The 16966-nt window shown below is 59.4% G+C and carries 15 protein-coding genes and 1 tRNA gene; 13 read left to right on the top strand and 3 right to left on the bottom strand.

Features of this window, described 5'->3' with window-relative positions:
* Window positions 1-116 precede the first annotated feature (116 nt).
* From FKG95_RS21500 to FKG95_RS21485, 4 genes are all read left to right on the top strand, one after another.
* Window positions 117-1709, top strand: coding sequence for an ABC transporter substrate-binding protein (locus FKG95_RS21500; RefSeq protein ID WP_142898476.1), 1593 nt, complete (start codon window positions 117-119; stop codon window positions 1707-1709).
* Between the two features lie 106 nt (window positions 1710-1815).
* On the top strand, window positions 1816-2757 hold the full coding sequence (locus FKG95_RS21495) for an ABC transporter permease (protein WP_142898475.1): 942 nt from the start codon (window positions 1816-1818) through the stop codon (window positions 2755-2757).
* Window positions 2754-3647 (top strand): ABC transporter permease, encoded by an 894-nt coding sequence (locus FKG95_RS21490; protein ID WP_179954208.1) that lies wholly within the window; start codon window positions 2754-2756, stop codon window positions 3645-3647. Before FKG95_RS21495 ends, FKG95_RS21490 begins: the two co-directional genes overlap by 4 nt.
* Complete coding sequence (locus FKG95_RS21485) at window positions 3647-5299, top strand: ABC transporter ATP-binding protein (RefSeq protein WP_246116852.1); 1653 nt, start codon at window positions 3647-3649, stop codon at window positions 5297-5299. Before FKG95_RS21490 ends, FKG95_RS21485 begins: the two co-directional genes overlap by 1 nt.
* Before the next feature lie 195 nt (window positions 5300-5494).
* Here FKG95_RS21485 and FKG95_RS21480 read toward each other — a convergent pair.
* Both FKG95_RS21480 and FKG95_RS21475 read right to left on the bottom strand, forming a co-directional pair.
* A tRNA-Ala gene (locus FKG95_RS21480) sits at window positions 5495-5570 on the bottom strand.
* 249 nt (window positions 5571-5819) lie between these two features.
* Window positions 5820-6167, bottom strand: coding sequence for a TIGR02300 family protein (locus FKG95_RS21475; protein WP_142898474.1), 348 nt, complete (start codon window positions 6165-6167; stop codon window positions 5820-5822).
* A gap of 398 nt (window positions 6168-6565) precedes the next feature.
* On the opposite strand from FKG95_RS21475, the gene aroA reads away from it, so the two are divergent.
* From aroA to FKG95_RS21430, 9 genes are all read left to right on the top strand, one after another.
* A complete protein-coding gene (gene aroA / locus FKG95_RS21470; protein ID WP_142898473.1) occupies window positions 6566-7948 on the top strand; it encodes a 3-phosphoshikimate 1-carboxyvinyltransferase in 1383 nt (460 codons plus the stop codon).
* 5 nt (window positions 7949-7953) lie between these two features.
* Entirely contained in the window at window positions 7954-8601 is a 648-nt protein-coding gene (locus tag FKG95_RS21465; protein ID WP_142898472.1) for a (d)CMP kinase, read from the top strand.
* Between the two features lie 254 nt (window positions 8602-8855).
* Window positions 8856-10679 carry a 30S ribosomal protein S1 gene (rpsA, locus tag FKG95_RS21460; RefSeq protein WP_142898471.1) on the top strand — a complete coding sequence of 608 codons (1824 nt, stop codon included), beginning with the start codon at window positions 8856-8858 and terminating at the stop codon, window positions 10677-10679.
* Between the two features lie 332 nt (window positions 10680-11011).
* Entirely contained in the window at window positions 11012-11296 is a 285-nt protein-coding gene (ihfB, locus tag FKG95_RS21455; protein ID WP_142898470.1) for an integration host factor subunit beta, read from the top strand.
* 299 nt (window positions 11297-11595) lie between these two features.
* On the top strand, window positions 11596-12036 hold the full coding sequence (locus FKG95_RS21450; protein WP_179954207.1) for a LapA family protein: 441 nt from the start codon (window positions 11596-11598) through the stop codon (window positions 12034-12036).
* A 93-nt stretch (window positions 12037-12129) separates the two neighbouring features.
* A complete protein-coding gene (gene lhpI, locus FKG95_RS21445) occupies window positions 12130-13065 on the top strand; it encodes a bifunctional Delta(1)-pyrroline-2-carboxylate/Delta(1)-piperideine-2-carboxylate reductase (protein WP_142898468.1) in 936 nt (311 codons plus the stop codon).
* A gap of 133 nt (window positions 13066-13198) precedes the next feature.
* Complete coding sequence (gene pyrF / locus FKG95_RS21440; protein WP_142898467.1) at window positions 13199-13912, top strand: orotidine-5'-phosphate decarboxylase; 714 nt, start codon at window positions 13199-13201, stop codon at window positions 13910-13912.
* 38 nt (window positions 13913-13950) lie between these two features.
* Entirely contained in the window at window positions 13951-14811 is an 861-nt protein-coding gene (locus FKG95_RS21435) for a hypothetical protein (protein ID WP_142898466.1), read from the top strand.
* A 107-nt stretch (window positions 14812-14918) separates the two neighbouring features.
* Entirely contained in the window at window positions 14919-15746 is an 828-nt protein-coding gene (locus tag FKG95_RS21430) for a hypothetical protein (protein ID WP_142898465.1), read from the top strand.
* Window positions 15747-15763: 17 nt separating this feature from the next.
* Here FKG95_RS21430 and FKG95_RS21425 read toward each other — a convergent pair whose 3' ends face one another.
* Window positions 15764-16756 carry a hypothetical protein gene (locus tag FKG95_RS21425; RefSeq protein WP_142898464.1) on the bottom strand — a complete coding sequence of 331 codons (993 nt, stop codon included), beginning with the start codon at window positions 16754-16756 and terminating at the stop codon, window positions 15764-15766.
* Window positions 16757-16966 lie beyond the last annotated feature (210 nt).

Genomic DNA, 16966 nt, shown 5'->3' with positions numbered 1-16966 from the left:
GACTCTGCAATAGCTTAGCTCCGTACAATTGGGGCAATAACGATGTCTTTTTCTGAAATCAAAAAATCATAATGGTCGGGCGATTTCGAACCCGGCTAAAACAGGAGACCCGGAAGATGTTACGTTGGACAAAACGACAATTCCTGACGGCTGCCGCCGTCGTGCTGCCGCTCTCGTTGGGCGCTGCGCAGGCTGTGACACCGGCTTCGGCTGAGACGGTGCTGCGTGTGATTCCGCACGCTGACCTGAAAAATCTGGATCCCATTTGGACCACGGCCTACATCTCGCGCAACCATGGCTATCTTATCTACGATACCCTGTTCGCGATGGATGAATCCTTCACCCCGCAGCCGCAGATGGTCGACACCTGGGACGTGTCGGACGACAAACTGACCTGGACCTTCACACTGCGCGACGGATTGAAATGGCACGATGGTGCCGACGTCACCTCGGCGGACGTCATCGCATCCTTGAACCGCTGGGGCCAACGCGACGGCATGGGACAACAGCTTTTCGAAGCGATGGAAAGTCTAACGGCCTCCAACGACAAAACCTTCGTCATGAAATTCACCGAGCCCTACGGCCTGGTGCTGGAGTCGATCGGTAAGATCTCCTCCAACGTTCCCTTCATGATGCCGGAGCGGATTGCAAAAACCGATCCCTTCAAACAGATTGAGGAATACATCGGCTCGGGCCCCTTCATGTTCAAAAAGGACGAATGGGTTCCCGGTTCCAAGGTCGTTTACGAGAAGTTCGACGACTACGTGCCGCGTTCTGAGCCGCCTTCGGCTGCGGCGGGCGGCAAGGTTGCCAAGGTCGATCGTGTCGAGTGGACCTACTTCCCGGACCAGACCACGGCAATGAACGCGCTGATCAGCGGTGAGGTCGATTTCTTCGAGCAGCCGGCCAACGACCTGGCGCCGCTCATGGAGATTCAGGAAGAGATCACAGTCGAGATCAATGACCCGCTGGGGAACATCGGTTTCGCACGCTTCAACCACCTTCTGCCGCCCTTCGACAATGCGGATGTTCGCCGTGCTGCGATTATGGCGATGAAGCAGGAAGACTACATGGCCGGCGCGGTTGGCGATCAGAAGTTCTGGAAAACCTGCTACAGCGTGTATCCTTGCGCCACGCCGCTCGAGAACGACAGCGGCAGCGAAGTCATGCAGACGGCCGATATTGAGAAGGCGGCAGCCGCACTCAAAGACGCAGGCTACGATGGCACGCCGGTTGTGATCATGCAGCCGACCGACATTCCGTTGCTCTCCGCTTTCTCGCTGATCACTGCAGAGAAACTGCGCAAGATCGGCATGACGGTCGAAGTGCAGGCCATGGACTGGTCGACGTTGACCTCCCGCCGCGCCAAGCGTGATCCGGTCGCGGACGGCGGCTGGAACATGTTCCACACCTGGTGGATCGGTGCCGACGTCAGCAACCCGATGGCAATCGCATTCTCTGGCAATCCGGACAAGGGTTGGTTCGGCTGGCCGACCGATGCGGAACTCGAAACCCAGCGCGCAGCGTTCGCACGGGCAGCCAACGTCGAGGAGCAAAAGGAGATTGCGGCCAAGGTTCAGGATCGGCTCTGGTCGATTGGAGCTTCCGGCCAGCTCGGGCAGTTCTTCGTTCCGGTGGCTTACCGGTCGAACGTGAAGGGGTTGATCAAGTCGCCGGTCCAGTTCTTCTGGAACATCTCCGTTGATTGAACCGGCACGTAGCCTTTAACAGAACTGGATGTGCTTCCGCGCCTCCGGCAACACCCGAGTATTCTATTGCGGTGTTAGCCGGCGGCGCGGAAGGACTTGAGTCAATATGACCGGCTATATCTTTAAACGTATTCTGGCGACTGTCCCCGTCATGGGCGTGGTTGCCTTGTTTGTCTTTCTGATGCTGCGCCTCTCGCCTGGCGACCCTGCTGCGGTTATTGCAGGCGATTATGCAACCGCGGAAGACATCGCGCGCATCCGCGAACAGCTTGGGCTCAACGAGCCGATTTTCGTGCAGTTCTTCACCTGGATCGGCAGCCTTGCACAGGGTGACCTCGGGATCTCGATCTTCACCAACCTGCCGGTCACGACGCTGATCGCGCAGCGCCTGGAGCCGACAATTTCCCTTACGATCACGACGCTGCTTTTCACGATTATCGTTGCCGTTCCGCTGGGTACGCTTGCGGCCTGGAAATCAGGCAGTCTGGTCGACCGCTTCGTCATGCTCTTTTCGGTCGGTGGATTTTCGATTCCGGTCTTCGTGCTTGGCTACATTCTGATTTATTTCCTCTCCATGGAACTGCGCTGGTTGCCGGTTCAGGGATACAAAAGCATCTTCGACGGCGTTGGGCCTTTCTTCCGGCATATCGCTCTGCCGACCATGACGCTGTCCGTCATTTTCATCGCGCTTGTTTCCCGTATGACCCGGGCATCCGTGATGGAGGTTTTGCAGGAGGACTATATCCGAACCGCGCGCGCCAAAGGCCAGAGCGAGTTCAAAGTTCTGCTCCGCCATGCGCTGCGCAATGCCGCCGTACCGATTGTCACTGTTATCGGCCTGGGGATTGCCCTGCTGATCGGTGGCGTGGTGGTGACCGAGAGCGTCTATAACATTCCCGGCCTCGGGCGGCTGGTATTGGATGCCGTTCTGAAGCGGGACTATCCGATCATCCAGGGGCTGATCCTGCTCTTCAGCTTCGTCTACATCCTGATCAATCTGCTGATCGATCTGAGCTACTGCTTCTTTGACCCGAGGATCAGATATTGACGGATACACCTTCAACTTCCGGCAAAGCGCCAGGTCTCCTCGTTGCACCGGCGTCGAGCGACCCGCATCTCTTCGTGCTTCTGCTGCGGCATCGCTCGATCTTCTGGGGCGGCGTTCTGCTGGCCTTCATGGTTATCGTCGCAGTTCTGGGCCCGCTCTTTACGGTCGATCCCATTGCTCTCAATCCGCTCAACCGCCTGAAGGTCCCGTCCGGCGACAACTGGTTCGGCACCGACTATCTGGGCCGCGACACCTTCGCGCGCGTCATCTACGGTGCCCGCATTTCGCTCGTCGTCGGTCTCGCGGTTTCGCTTTTCGCGGTTTCTCTCGGTCTGATCATCGGCATGGTCTCGGGCTACATCCGTGTGCTCGACGCGGTGGTGATGCGGGTGATGGACGGCCTGATGTCGATCCCAGGGATCCTTCTGGCCATCGCGCTGATTTCGCTTTCCGGCGCGACACTCATGACGGTCGTGATCGCGATCGCCATTCCCGAGCTTCCGCGGGTGGTGCGTCTCGTGCGTTCCGTCGTTCTGTCCGTACGCGAGGAACCCTATGTCGAGGCCGCGATCGCGTCAGGCACCAATCTGCCGCTGATCCTGATCCGGCATATCCTGCCAAACACCATCGCGCCCTTGATCGTACTGGCGACCTACATTTGCGGCTCGGCCATGCTGACGGAATCAATCCTGGGCTTCATCGGCGCGGGTATCCCGCCGGAGATCCCCAGCTGGGGCAACATCATGTCGGAGGGCCGGACCTATTTTCAGCTTTCGCCCTGGATCATCTTTTACCCCGGCATCGCCCTTGCTGTAACCGTTCTGGCGGTAAACGTTGTGGGTGACGGTCTACGGGATACATTGGATCCCCGTATCGCGAGGAAAATGTAATGGGCCGCGAGAACATGAACGCCAGCGCGCATCCTGTCCTCACGGTCCGTGGCCTGACGGTCCGCCTGCCGGACGATGCCGACCGGGACTTCGCCGTAGAGGACGTGTCCTTTGACGTCGGGCCCGGCGAGATCGTGTGTGTGGTCGGAGAGTCCGGTTCCGGCAAGTCGGTGACAGCCCACACCGTGATGGGCCTGATCCCGCGCAAGGACCTGACGCCGGTTGCGGGCGAAATCCTGCTGCAGGGCGACGAACTCCTGACCAAGAGCGAGACGGAGCTGCGGCGCCTGCGCGGCGAACGCATGGCGATGATTTTTCAAGAGCCGATGACGGCGCTGAACCCGGTCATGAAAGTCGGCGAGCAGATTGCCGAGATGCTGGAGATCCACAGTCCGATGAACGCGCAGGCACGCAATCAGCGGGTTCTGGAAGTGATGAAGGACGTCAGTCTGCCCGAACCCGAGCAGCTGTTCCATTCCTTTCCGCATCAGCTTTCCGGCGGCCAACGCCAGCGCATCATGATTGCCATGGCTCTGGCGCTGGAACCCGGGCTGCTGATCGCGGATGAGCCGACGACGGCCCTCGATGTGACCACGCAGGCGCAGATCCTGGAGCTGATCAAGGATATCCAGCGCCGCCATGGCACCGGCGTCATGTTCATCACCCACGACTTCGGTGTCGTCGCCGAAATCGCCGACCGGGTAATCGTGATGCAGCACGGCAAGGTGGTCGAGCAGGGTACGGCGGGCGAGGTTATCGGCAAGCCGCAGCATCCCTACACCAAGATGTTGATGGCATCCGTGCCCAGCCTGACGCCGCCGGTCCGCGAGCCGGTTGATCGGGAGCGGCCGGCACTGTCTGCCCGGAACCTCAACAAGACCTACGGCTCCGGCGGCTGGTTCAAGCGCGGACGTGAGGTCCATGCGGCGCAGAATGTCGAGCTAGTCGTGCACCGCGGCGAAACCCTCGGCGTCGTTGGCGAATCCGGATCGGGAAAATCGACCGTTGCCCGCTGCATCGTCCGTCTGATCGATCCGACCGACGGCGAAATCATGATTGCGGGCAACAACATCGCCGGCCTCGGCGAAAAAGCCCTGCGGCCTTACCGCCGCGATGTACAGATCGTGTTTCAGGACCCCTACCGCTCCCTCAATCCCCGGCGCACGGTCGGACAGTCGATCGTCGAGGGACCGATGAACTTTGGCCTTTCGAAGGACGATGCACTCGCAAGGGCCCGGGATCTCATGAATGTCGTCGGGTTGTCACCCGATGCGCTGGAGCGCTTCCCGCACCAGTTCTCCGGCGGTCAGCGTCAACGCATCTGTATCGCCCGGGCGCTGGCCATGGAACCAAAGGTCCTGATCGCCGACGAGGCGGTGTCGGCCTTGGATGTCTCCGTACAGGCGCAGGTGCTGGAGCTGCTGGACGACGTCCGCAAACGCTTCGATCTTGCCATGCTTTTCATCACGCATGACTTGCGTGTGGCCGCGCAGGTCTGCGACCGGATCATGGTGATGCAGCGGGGACAGGTCGTCGAACAGGGACCCACTGCGCAGGTCTATGCTTCGCCCAGCCACGATTACACAAAATCGCTGCTCGCCGCTGCGCCGGGCCGTCATACGACTTTCGGGGCGGAATCTGCGGTTGGCTGAAGACGGCACGCAGACGCAGTCCGATCCGGCCCCTCGCGGGCGAGGCGATGTGTTGGGGAAATGCGCCTGAGTCTCAAGGCTTCAGTTCGAACCAAACGATCCGAGGTAGAACCGAATTTCATGGAAATTTGGTGGAGCCCCGGGAACTGAGTTCGAACCAACAAACCTGAGGCGGAACTGAATTTCACGGAAGTTTGGTGGAGCCGAGGGGAATCGAACCCCTGACCTCTACAATGCCATTGTAGCGCTCTCCCAACTGAGCTACGGCCCCATCTGCCGCGCGCGAAGCTCTGGTGCCGTTCGGGAAACGGCTCGCGCGGTCGGCGGGAAGATATGTGCCTCACCGGATCAAGGCAAGGGAAAAATCGTGGCGGCAGTTCCGCGGCAGTTACAATGAGGCAGCTGGCGTTTTTGGCCGCTTTGCGGGCTTTTGCCGAGCTAACGATGGGCGAGGTAACGACCGGCGGCGTTCAAGGCCGCGTTCGTCCATGATTGACGGCCCGGCGGCGCTATACCGCTCTCAGGTCTCTTCTTCGTTGCCCTCGATGACGACATCCGCGAGGTCCGAGTCGCCGCCCAAGTCGTCTGTGTTGGTCAGGACAGCATCGTCATCATCGTCGTCGGTTTTAAGATCGTCGTCGTCGGAATCGTCCAGAAGAACGTCATCTTCCACGCTTTCGACCGGCTTCTTGACGGCTTCCTTCGGCGTTGCCTTGGCAGCCGGTCTCGGGCGCCTGGACTTCAACAGAGCATCCGGATCGAAGTTTGCGCCGCACTTCGGGCAGGTGATCGGATTGCGCTGCATATCGTAAAACTTGGCGCTGCAACTCTGGCAGACGCGCTTAAGACCCCACTCCGGCTTGGCCACGGCCAATTCTCCACTCAACTACGACACGGCTACGGGCGTGGCGTTTGCCATGTTCGACTGCGCCTGTCAAAAGGTAATTGAATGTATCACCTCGTTCCGGCGCGTCACAATCCAAGACTGACCGCTTTTTCATTAAAAAGAGGACAGGTGAACCGCGATGAGCCCGGAACGGGTTTTTGCGTCTGTTTCGTGACTGGATCTGGTGACCATGACCCGAAGGTGCCTGCTTGAAAGGCTTGTCATCCTGCTTCGGTATGCTAGAGCAGGGCCGCTTCTCGCTATGCCGACTGCTGGGAAGAGAGGGGCCAGGGAGTTTCCCATTGCGGGCCTGCAGGTGCCGCAGTTGGAAGTGAGCAAAAATCTACGCAGGAGCCGGGGCCGAAACCGGGTTGAGAAAAATGACCGTCAAACCTCTAACTGCAACAGCATCTGGACCGCTGACAGGCGACGTGCGTGTGCCGGGCGATAAGTCTATTTCCCATCGCGCGCTGATGCTTTCCGCGATTGCGGTAGGTGAAAGCCGGGTCGAGGGGTTGCTTGAGGGCGAGGATGTCCTCTGCACGGCGGCGGCAATGCGGGCGCTCGGTGCTGAGATCGAGCGGGACGACAATGGAGTCTGGCATATCTGGGGACGTGGTGTTGGTGGTCTTCAAGAGCCGGCCAATGTCCTCGATATGGGCAATTCGGGCACTGCCGCACGTTTGCTGCTCGGCCTCCTGGCGACCCATCCTTTGACCGCGACGATGACCGGGGATGAATCCCTGCGCGGGCGGCCGATGGGCCGGGTGACCAGGCCCTTGGGTGAAATGGGGGCCGCCTTCACCGGTCGTTCCGATCTTTCCGGGAAGGGACGGGATCTTTTGCCCCTGACCATTCAGGGAAGCGACAGCCCAATTCCGATCACTTACCGCTTGCCGGTGGCGTCGGCGCAGGTCAAATCGGCGGTGCTCTTGGCCGGACTGAATACACCCGGCGAGACCACGGTGATCGAGCCTGCCCATACCCGCGACCATAGCGAATTAATGCTGCGGCACTTCGGTGCCCGGATAAAGGTCGAGGAAACATCCGAGGGGCGTGCCACGACCCTGACCGGACAGCCCGAATTGACCGGTCGGTATATCACGGTTCCCGCGGATCCCTCCTCTGCCGCCTTCCCGTCGGTTGCGGCCCTTTTGAGTCCCGGATCCGAAATCACCCTGCGCGCTGTCGGTATGAACCCCCATCGCATCGGCCTGTTCATCACGTTGCGTGAAATGGGCGCGAACATCGAATTTACGAATGAACGCGAAGAAGGCGGCGAGCCGGTCGCCGATTTGATCGTCCGGGCCGGACCTCTGCAGGGGATTGAAGTGCCGGCTGAGCGGGCGCCTTCCATGATCGATGAATATCCGGTTCTGGCCATGGCGGCTGCCTGTGCCGAGGGCACGACCGTCATGCGGGGCCTTGCTGAGCTGCGGGTCAAGGAGTGTGACCGTCTGGCGGCAACCGCGCGCGGGCTTGAGGCCTGCGGTGTCAAAGTCGAGGAGGGCGAGGACAGCCTGATTGTGCACGGGGTTGGAGCCGCGGCCGGCTATCGGCCGGAGGGCGGCGGGACGGTTGCGACGCATTTCGATCACCGGATCGCGATGAGCTTTCTGGTGCTCGGTCTGGTGTCCAAAGCGCCGGTCACAGTTGACGATGCGACGGCGATAGATACCTCCTTTCCTGATTTTCAGCGCTTGATGACAGGCCTGGGCGCGCATGTTTTCGCCAGAAACGCGCCGGTACCGTCAGGGGCCTGATCAGCATGATTATTGCGGTTGATGGTCCTGTTGCTGCCGGAAAAGGGACGCTGGCCCGGAGCCTGGCCAGGGAACTCCGGCTCGCGTACCTGGATACCGGATCCATCTACCGGGCCGTCGGGGCGAAGATTCTCGAAGCGGATCAGGATCCGGGCGACCCGGTCGCGGCGCTCAGTGTGGCGGAATCCCTTGGTCCCGGGGACCTTGAGCGCCCGGATCTGCGCCGTGAATCGGTCGGATTGGCGGCTTCGACGGTCGCCGTGAACACACAGGTGCGTGCGGCTCTTTTGGAATTTCAGCGGGATTTTGCCAAAAATCCTCCGGATTTAGCCGATGGGCCGGCCGCTGGCGCCGTTTTGGATGGCCGGGATATCGGAACCGTGGTCTGTCCGGACGCCGATTTGAAGTTTTTTGTGACCGCGACACCGGAGGCCCGGGCCGAAAGGCGTCATAAAGAGTTGATTGAACGCGGCGATGAGTCTATATACGCGCGCGTTCTTCAGGATCTGAAAGACCGGGATGCCCGTGACTCGCAGCGTGTCACGGCTCCTTTGAAACCGGCGGAAGATGCTGTGTATCTCGATACCAGCACAGTGGAAGCCGGGAAGGTCCTGGAAACGGCACTGGATGTCATTCGGTCGCGGGGCCTTTAGCCTCGCCCTTTTCCAGGCCGTTTACCGCCGGGGGCTTGATGTCCTCAGGGTGGTTTCAGAAGGCATTGAATCTGTACCGGCGGCAGTGGGCTCAGGCTTTGCCGCCCCGTCGTCGTTCAGCCTGGTACGTGGTCTTCCGTGGGCCGGAAGTGCCGCGGGGCGGGACGGCATAATGTAAGCCCGGGATGGTCCCGGGAAGACCGCCGGAGTCAACCGGCCGGCCCGTATAGTGCGATTTGAAAGGACTTTAACACATGGCTGAAGCAGCCGTAGAAACCCAAACCCCAGCGAAGGAAAGCTTCGCAGCACTTCTTGAAGAATCCCTCGGCACGATCCCGAGCCTTGAGGGTACCGTTCTCAAAGGCACCATCGTTTCGATGGACAGCGATTCCGTCATGGTCGACGTCGGCCTGAAATCGGAAGGCCGCGTTGCCCTCAAAGAATTTTCCGAGGCCGGAAAAGTTCCCGAGCTGAAAGTCGGCGACGACGTCGAAGTCTACCTCGAGCGCATGGAGAACAAAAACGGCGAGGCTATGATCTCGCGCGAAAAAGCCAAGCGCGAGGAAGCCTGGACCCAGCTCGAGAAGGCCTTCAACGATAACGAGCGTGTGAACGGCGTTATCTTCGGCCGCGTCAAAGGCGGTTTCACTGTTGATCTCTCGGGCGCCGTGGCCTTCCTGCCCGGCAGCCAGGTCGACATTCGTCCGGTTCGCGACGTTTCGCCCCTGATGGGAACGCCGCAGCCTTTCCAGATCCTGAAAATGGACCGTGCCCGCGGCAACATCGTTGTTTCGCGCCGTGCCGTTCTTGAGGAGACCCGCGCCGAGCAGCGTTCGGAACTGGTGGCAAACCTCAAGGAAGGTCAGGTCCTGCAAGGTGTGGTCAAGAACATCACCGACTACGGCGCTTTCGTCGATCTCGGCGGTGTCGACGGCCTCTTGCATGTCACCGATATCTCCTGGAAGCGCATCAATCACCCGACGGAAGCTCTGTCCATCGGTCAGCAGGTCGATGTTCAGGTCATCCGTTTCAATGCTGAAACCCAGCGTATCAGCCTGGGCATGAAGCAGCTTGAAGCCGATCCCTGGGAAGGTGTGTCGGCGAAGTACCCGATGGGTGCCAAGTTCGTCGGCCGCGTGACCAACATCACCGACTACGGTGCTTTCGTCGAGCTCGAGCCCGGTATCGAAGGCCTGGTCCACGTTTCAGAGATGAGCTGGACCAAGAAGAACATCCACCCTGGCAAGATCGTCTCGACCAGCCAGGAAGTCGAGGTCATGGTTCTCGACGTGGATGAGCAGAAGCGCCGGATCAGCCTTGGTCTCAAGCAGTGCGGTTCCAACCCTTGGGATGCCTTCGTCGACAACTATCCGACAGGCAGCGAGATCGAGGGCGAGATCAAGAACATCACCGAGTTCGGTCTCTTCGTTGGCCTGCCTGGCGAAATCGACGGTATGGTTCACCTCTCCGATCTGGATTGGAACCTCTCCGGCGAAGAAGCCGTCAAGGAGTACGAGAAGGGCGCAATGGTCAAGGTCAAGGTTCTCGATGTCGATGTCGACAAAGAGCGCATCAGCCTTGGTATCAAGCAGCTTTCCGACGATCCTTTCGCCGGTTCGACCCAGAACATCAAGAAGGGCGATGTGGTGACCGTCACGGTTCACCAGATCACCGACGGCGGCATCGAAGTGCAGCTCGCCGACGGCGCTCTGGGCTTCATCCGCAAGGCCGAACTCTCCCGCGATCGCAGCGAGCAGCGCCCGGACCGTTTTGCGGTTGGGGAAAAGGTCGATGCCAAGATCACCACGATCGACGGCAAGACCCGCAAAATCTCGCTCTCGATCAAGCAGCGTGAAGCCGAGGAAGAGAAACAGGCTATGGCGGATTACGGTTCGACCGAATCCGGTGCCAGCCTTGGTGATATCCTTGGTGCGGCCCTTTCCAAAGCGGCGGAGAGCCGTGATGAAGAGGCGCCTAAGCCCGCTAAAAAGGCCGCCGCAAAGGCCAAAGCTGCCGACGCTGATGCTGAAGAAGCACCAGCGGAAGCTGCAGAGGCGGAAGACGGCGACAAGGCCTGATCGACCTGATCCGGCGCATCTGCGTCGCGTTCTGACAAAGCGGCCCGGCAGATTTGCCGGGCCGTTTCTGTATATAGTGAAGGTCTTGTTAACTCTGTTGTTAAAAAAACCTTTGATCTTAGTGGGTTACACTTGACGCCTCTGCATCGCTCTGGCAACCTTCGGTATAACGATAAAGAGCCAAAGCGGTTTCCCTGCTTCTGTCGCTTCACCTGAATTCGAAACGGCACGCGAAAATCCCGACTTTGGCGGTTGAACAGATAAATGGGGCGTTTAGGCTTTGACCAACTCAAGGTCTTCATACGCATGGCTTGCCAGGGGGAAGGGGCATTATGACCAAGTCGGAGCTCATTCAGCATATCGCGGAACTAAATCCACATCTTTATCATCGCGATGTGGAGCGGATTGTTACGACAATTTTTGATGAAATTTCCGAGGCGCTTGCACGTGGAGACCGGGTGGAACTCCGCGGTTTCGGGGCCTTCTCGGTAAAGCACAGGGAAGCCCGTGTCGGGCGGAACCCGCGCACCGGCGACGCAGTCAGCGTATCCGAAAAGCACATTCCTTTCTTCAAAACAGGCAAGCAGCTGCGCGAGCGCCTCAACGGCGATTCCTGACCGGGAGCGGAAGAGACCGTATTTCGGCCGGCGCAGGCTTTTGCCGGGTCCTGTTCATGGCGTAAAAGCCATGCTTGTGCCGCTTCCATGTGGCGTTGCAGCTGTGCTAGCATCGACGCGGTGCCGATGCGGCTGGATTGCGTCGCCTGCATCGGTCCTGGGGCAGGGCCAGTCGAGAGTGGAACCGGTTCGCGCGTGATCGCGATCGCAATTCGGCATTCTGGCTCAATCTGCTCTGGAGCGAACGATAAGGGCCTGATTAGGCTTTGGATTCCTTAGGCAATATCAGCGAGCCGAATGTGAAATACCTCTCCTGGATCATCACGCTGCCTCTGACCGTCATCGCGGTGATCTTTGCGGTCAGCAACCTCCACAGTATTGCGGTCGGGTTTTGGCCGCTCGAACAGACCTTCTCGCTGCCGCTATACATTGCTGTGCTTGCGACCTTCGTGATTGGTTTCGTCTGTGGCGGAGTGGTGCTCTGGTTCTCTGCCGGCAAGACCCGCCGCAAGGCGCGCAGGCTGGAGTTCGAAGCTGTCGGGTACAAACGCGAAATTACCAGTCTGAAGCAGAGAGTATCGCAACAGGCGGCCCGGGACGCGCACAGATCCGGAGCAGGATTTTCTGAGGGGCAGCGGCAGATCGCTGCGGGCGGCCTGTCCGGGCAAACTTCCTCCGACGGATCTCAACTGGGTCAGGCCAACGCAGGCACCGGACCGACTCGTTTGACCGGGACCTGAAGCCTGAACTGGGCAAGTTTGTAAATCGGTCAGCGGGCTGTGGGGAAACGCGGACCTGTTTTTGAACAGCTACCGGACGAATAAAGCTATCCAATGCGGATAATCTCGGCCGCAGAAGTTGAAGGCGCACTGGACTTCACCAGTCTGGTCGAACGCCTGCGTCAGGCTTTCCGGCGCGACACCGTTGTTCCGGCACGGTATCAACACAGCCTGGACGACGGAAATGGCGGCGAGGCCTCGCTGTTGCTGATGCCGGCCTGGCAGGCGGGGCAAAGCGCCGGCGTCAAGCTGATGACGGTCTTTCCGAACAATGCTGCGCAAGGCTTGCCCTCCGTCATGGGCGCTTATCTTCTGCTCGACGCCAAAACGGGTTCGCCCAAAGCCTTGATCGACGGTCCCACGCTGACTGTCAAACGGACCGCAGCCGCCTCCGCACTCGCATCACGGTATCTCTCCCGGCCCGACTGTGAGCGCCTTCTCATGATTGGAACCGGTGCTTTGGCGCCTTACCTGATCACCGCGCACGCATCCGTGCGGCCGATCTGCAATGTACTCATTTGGGGCCGGAACCCCGACAAGGCCGAGCGGCTTGCAAAGCGATTAAACCGGCGCGACTTTCGCGTCGATTTCACCACGGATCTGCAAGCCGCGGTGCGAGGCGCTGATGTTATCTCCTGCGCAACTCTGAGTTCTAAACCTTTGCTTCAGGGGCGCTGGTTGCGTCCGGGACAGCATGTGGACCTGGTCGGGGCCTTCCGGCCCGATATGCGCGAGAGCGATGATGACGTGATCAAACGCGCGCGCATTTTTGTGGATACGCGTGAGGGCGCATTGCGGGAAGCAGGCGATTTACTGCTGCCAATCCGCGATGGCGTCTTTGATCCCGAGGACATCGCCGGGGATTTCTTCGATATGACCCGCGGCGCGCGCGCGGGGCGGCGCTACTATGATCAGATTACGCTCTTCAAATCTGTTGGGACGGCAATCGAGGATCTTGCCGCCGCGCAGTTGACCTTCGAGCGGGCTTGAACGGCTTTGCAGGTGCCGGGGGCTGATATGCAGGATCTGCGGTTGTGCGGGGCCGGGAAATTCGTCAAAACACTCGACGCAGCGTGAGACCGCTCCCCGCCCGCCAACCAAGTAGAAGTGAAGGAAATTATCTATGGATCCCAAAGACCGCATCCTTGTAGGTATCGACACGCCTGATTACGAGCGCGCGGAGACGCTCGTACGCAGTGTCACGGGCCGGGTCGGCGGGATCAAGATCGGCAAGGAATTCTTTACGGCTCAGGGACCGGACCGGGTCCGTCAGCTGATTGGTGAGCAAAAACTCTTCCTGGATCTGAAGTTCCATGACATTCCCAACACCGTGGCGGGTGCGCTTCGCTCGTCGTTGCGCATGCGGCCCGCGATCGTGAATATCCATGCCTCGGGCGGGCGGGCCATGATGACGGCTGCAGCCCAGGCGGCTGCGGAAGAAGCGGCAAAGCTGGGTGTCGCAAAACCCTTGGTGATCGGCGTAACGGTGCTGACCAGTCTGGACGATGCGGATCTTGCCGCTGTGGGGCAGCGGGGCCCCGCTTCGGAGCAGGTTGAGCGACTGGCCGCTTTGACGCAGGAGTGCGGTTTGGATGGCGTGGTCTGCTCGCCCCGCGAGATTGTTGCGCTTCGCAAATTGTGCGGCCCGGACTTTAAGCTTGTTGTGCCGGGTATCCGCCCGGTCTGGGCGGCGACCGGCGATCAGAAGCGCATCATGACCCCAGCCGATGCCGTGGCGGCCGGGGCGGACTATATCGTCATAGCGCGCCCCATCGTTGCGGCCTCAGATCCCGCTGCCGCGGCGGACAGGGTCGTGGAGGAGCTCGAGGCGCTCTGATCATCAGGAGTGGCGTAGAATTTTCGGGATAGTCTAAAGTGACGGATGGCGGGCAAAACACCAGTGTCAAGCCAAGGTTCCCGCTCCTGGTGCTGGTTCGGGCGTCCTACAGATTTGTCTTCGAAAACAAAGCTTTCCTGCCTCTTGTGTTGTTTCAGCCGGCCCTGCTCTATCTCATACTCTCATTTTTCATCGATGTCGGGGGCTTCGAGTTCTCAGATGAAGTGCAAACCGGCGCGAGTGGCCGGGACACCGTGGGCTTCTCGGTCAATGGTGTGGCCCTGACTCTCGTCGTCTTTGTTCCGGCATCACTGCTTTTCGTGTCCTGGCACAGGCTTATTCTGCTTGCGGGCAGCGAGGGTCAACCGCGCTGGCTCTATCCACCGCGCACACGCCATTGGAAGTACTTCGGCTACATGACGGGCGGCCTTCTTGCCGGTCTCGTATCCGTCGCGTTCACTATTATTGCGGCGAGTATAGTGTTGGCTGTTCTTGCAAGCCTGCTGGGGGCCATCGCCCTGCTTTTCCACTACCTCTTTCTCGTGATGCTTCCGGCCGCATATGTGGTTCTCTTTGCCAGGCTCTCGTTTCTTTTTCCTGCGATTGCAGTGGACGAGCCTTACAGCATTGCCGACTCCTGGCACCAGACCACCCATATCACCTGGCCTCTGGCCATCGGATTTTTGTTGTGTTTCCTGCCTGGCGGGCTCTTGCTGCTGGCGATGAACATGATCCTCTCAGACTTCATCAGAGGCTACGGCGGCGTACCTCTATGGCTGGAGGCCGCGAACCTTTTCGTCCTATCCTACAGCAGTCTGGTTTCCGTCACCTTCATCACCTTCGTTTTCCAGGGCCAGTCCGGCTGGGTGCAGGCGCGGTCCGGGAGTGAGAGTTCCTGACTTGCGACCTGAAGGCGTCCGGTTGATTGCTTGTGCCGGGCATGCGACTTTGCGGCATGATGCCCGCGGGACTGCGGGGTCGTCGTTGACTCAAGGCATAGGCTTGTATGACCCATTCTTCGACTCCGCCTGAAGAGGCTGTGACTTCTCTGCCGATCATCGCGAGCGTGAAAGAGTCTTATCGGCTTCTGTTTTCGAATCTTTGGGCTGTTCCGGCGGCGGTTTTTCTGCCGGTTTTGATCTATTTCCTCTGGTATCTCCTGCTGCACACGACCGGTATCCTGGCCGTTTTTGCCGGCTCGGGCCGATCGAATCCTCTGGCCGGCTTTTTCCTGTTGTTTCTGGCCTTCGCCGTGCAGGCCTTTGCTATGAGCCTTCTCTACGTAGCCTGGCACAGACTGACTTTGCTGGGGCCCGAACACGGCCGGCCAAGATTTCTCTATGCGATCAGACGCAGGCATTGGCGGTTTTTTGCCAATGCCCTGCTGGTATTGACGATTGTCATCATCGCGGTCTTTCTCACGGTGCTTCTTCTGACGACGATCATGCCGCCTGCCGTTATGGCGTTCCTGGTGTCCATCGTATACATCGCGCTTCTCGTGAAGTTCGCATTTGTTTTCCCCGCGATAGCCGTTGATGAGAACTATGGTCTATTGAATGCCTGGAAACAGTCGCGCGGCCAGGAGCTCCGCCTCGTCGCGGGCTTCGTTCTGTGCTTCTTACCGGCGTTTGCGCTCTATTTTTTGGTGAATTGGGATGCGGTGGTTCAGCTTGCGACAAGCGGTCAGGCGCAGATCACGCCGCGCCCCTTCTGGCTCGAAGCTTTCGTAACTGTCTTTAGCCTTTTGAACGGCCTTGCGGTGGTCTCGTATCTGTCGATTGCGTTCAAAACCTGTAGCGGCTGGGTCCCGGCGACGCCACCAGTGCCGGAATAACGCGGACCGCTTTGGTTTCAGCCGGTTTCGGACTCCAATTGAGAGAAGAAGCGATCGACGATGCGGCGGATCACGCGCGAGATGCTGCTGCCGGATTCGGCCGAGAGCTCCTGCAGAACTTCATAGTGATCCGGGTATAGTTCGATTTCTCTCGCCAGCCAGCCATTGTTCTCGTTCTCGCGCGTGATCAAACCGGCTGCGCCCCGCAGGGAGAGGGTCCGCAGTCTGCGCACCAGTTCATCAGGGTTCTGAGTCTCCCGCCCTGCTTCTTCAATCGCGCTGCCGATGATCTTTCTGCTGGCTTCGGAGACCGAGACCTGCATTTTCTCTGCAAGCTGGTCCAGAAGCTCCGCCTGAGCCGCGTTCAGATTAACCTTTTGGATCACCGCACGGTGCTTGCGCTGGTGGTCTGTGGCGGGATGGGCGCGTGCGTGGGAACCGCTCTGATATCCGCTGCTGTCGTGACCGTCGCGATGCGCGGTCTCCCCGGCCTGCGTGTGAAGGCGGGATTGCTTTGCGTTAAGACCCTCGATGGCGAGAATGGCCAGCGCAGCGAAAACGACCAGCAGGGGATTGGTGCTTTCCGGCGTGTGGTTGACGACGTAAGTCTGGGCAACCTCGATGCCGGCAACCCAACCGGTCGGGGCGAGAACGCTGATCCAGTCGCCTGCACCCATACGCTGCAGCAGGTAGACCATGCTGCCATAGGCGAAAAACTTCCCGGCCGCCGCTTGCGCGTTGACGAACAAGGATCCGTCCAAGACACCTTGGAACGGCAGCCAGTTGAAGGTGATGGATTCGGACCGAAGGATAAGGGGTGTGAGATCGATCCAGGCACTGATCGCCAACAGAAGGATCAGAAGCGATAACTCAATCCGTTTCAGGCGGGTAAAGACAGTCCAGTGAAGCACTATGGCAACGATGCCGCCAACGGCGTTCGAGGATGTCAAGGCGCTGTTGGCAATAAAGATCTCTAATCCCAGGGTGCCGAAAAAGAGAATGGGCAACATCCGGCCCGTCCTTTTACCCGGCAGGCAAACCTGAAGAAGATAGCCGACAATCAACCAGGCAACCGCATGGTAGGTTGCTTTTTTTATACTTAACTCTGGTGCTGAGCCCGCCGAAACGCTGTAGGGGGTGATCGCCTCTGAGATCGTTTGTGGTTCATCATTCGGTACAAGAGTCAGTAGAAGATACGCGAGCCAAAATCCGATCAGGAT

Origin of the sequence: Denitrobaculum tricleocarpae (assembly GCF_007004665.1) — a bacterium.
In the GTDB taxonomy this organism is placed as follows: Bacteria; Pseudomonadota; Alphaproteobacteria; order Kiloniellales; family Kiloniellaceae; genus Denitrobaculum; species Denitrobaculum tricleocarpae.
Note: the sequence above shows the minus strand (reverse complement) of the source record. Positions and strands in the feature narration are given on the sequence as shown.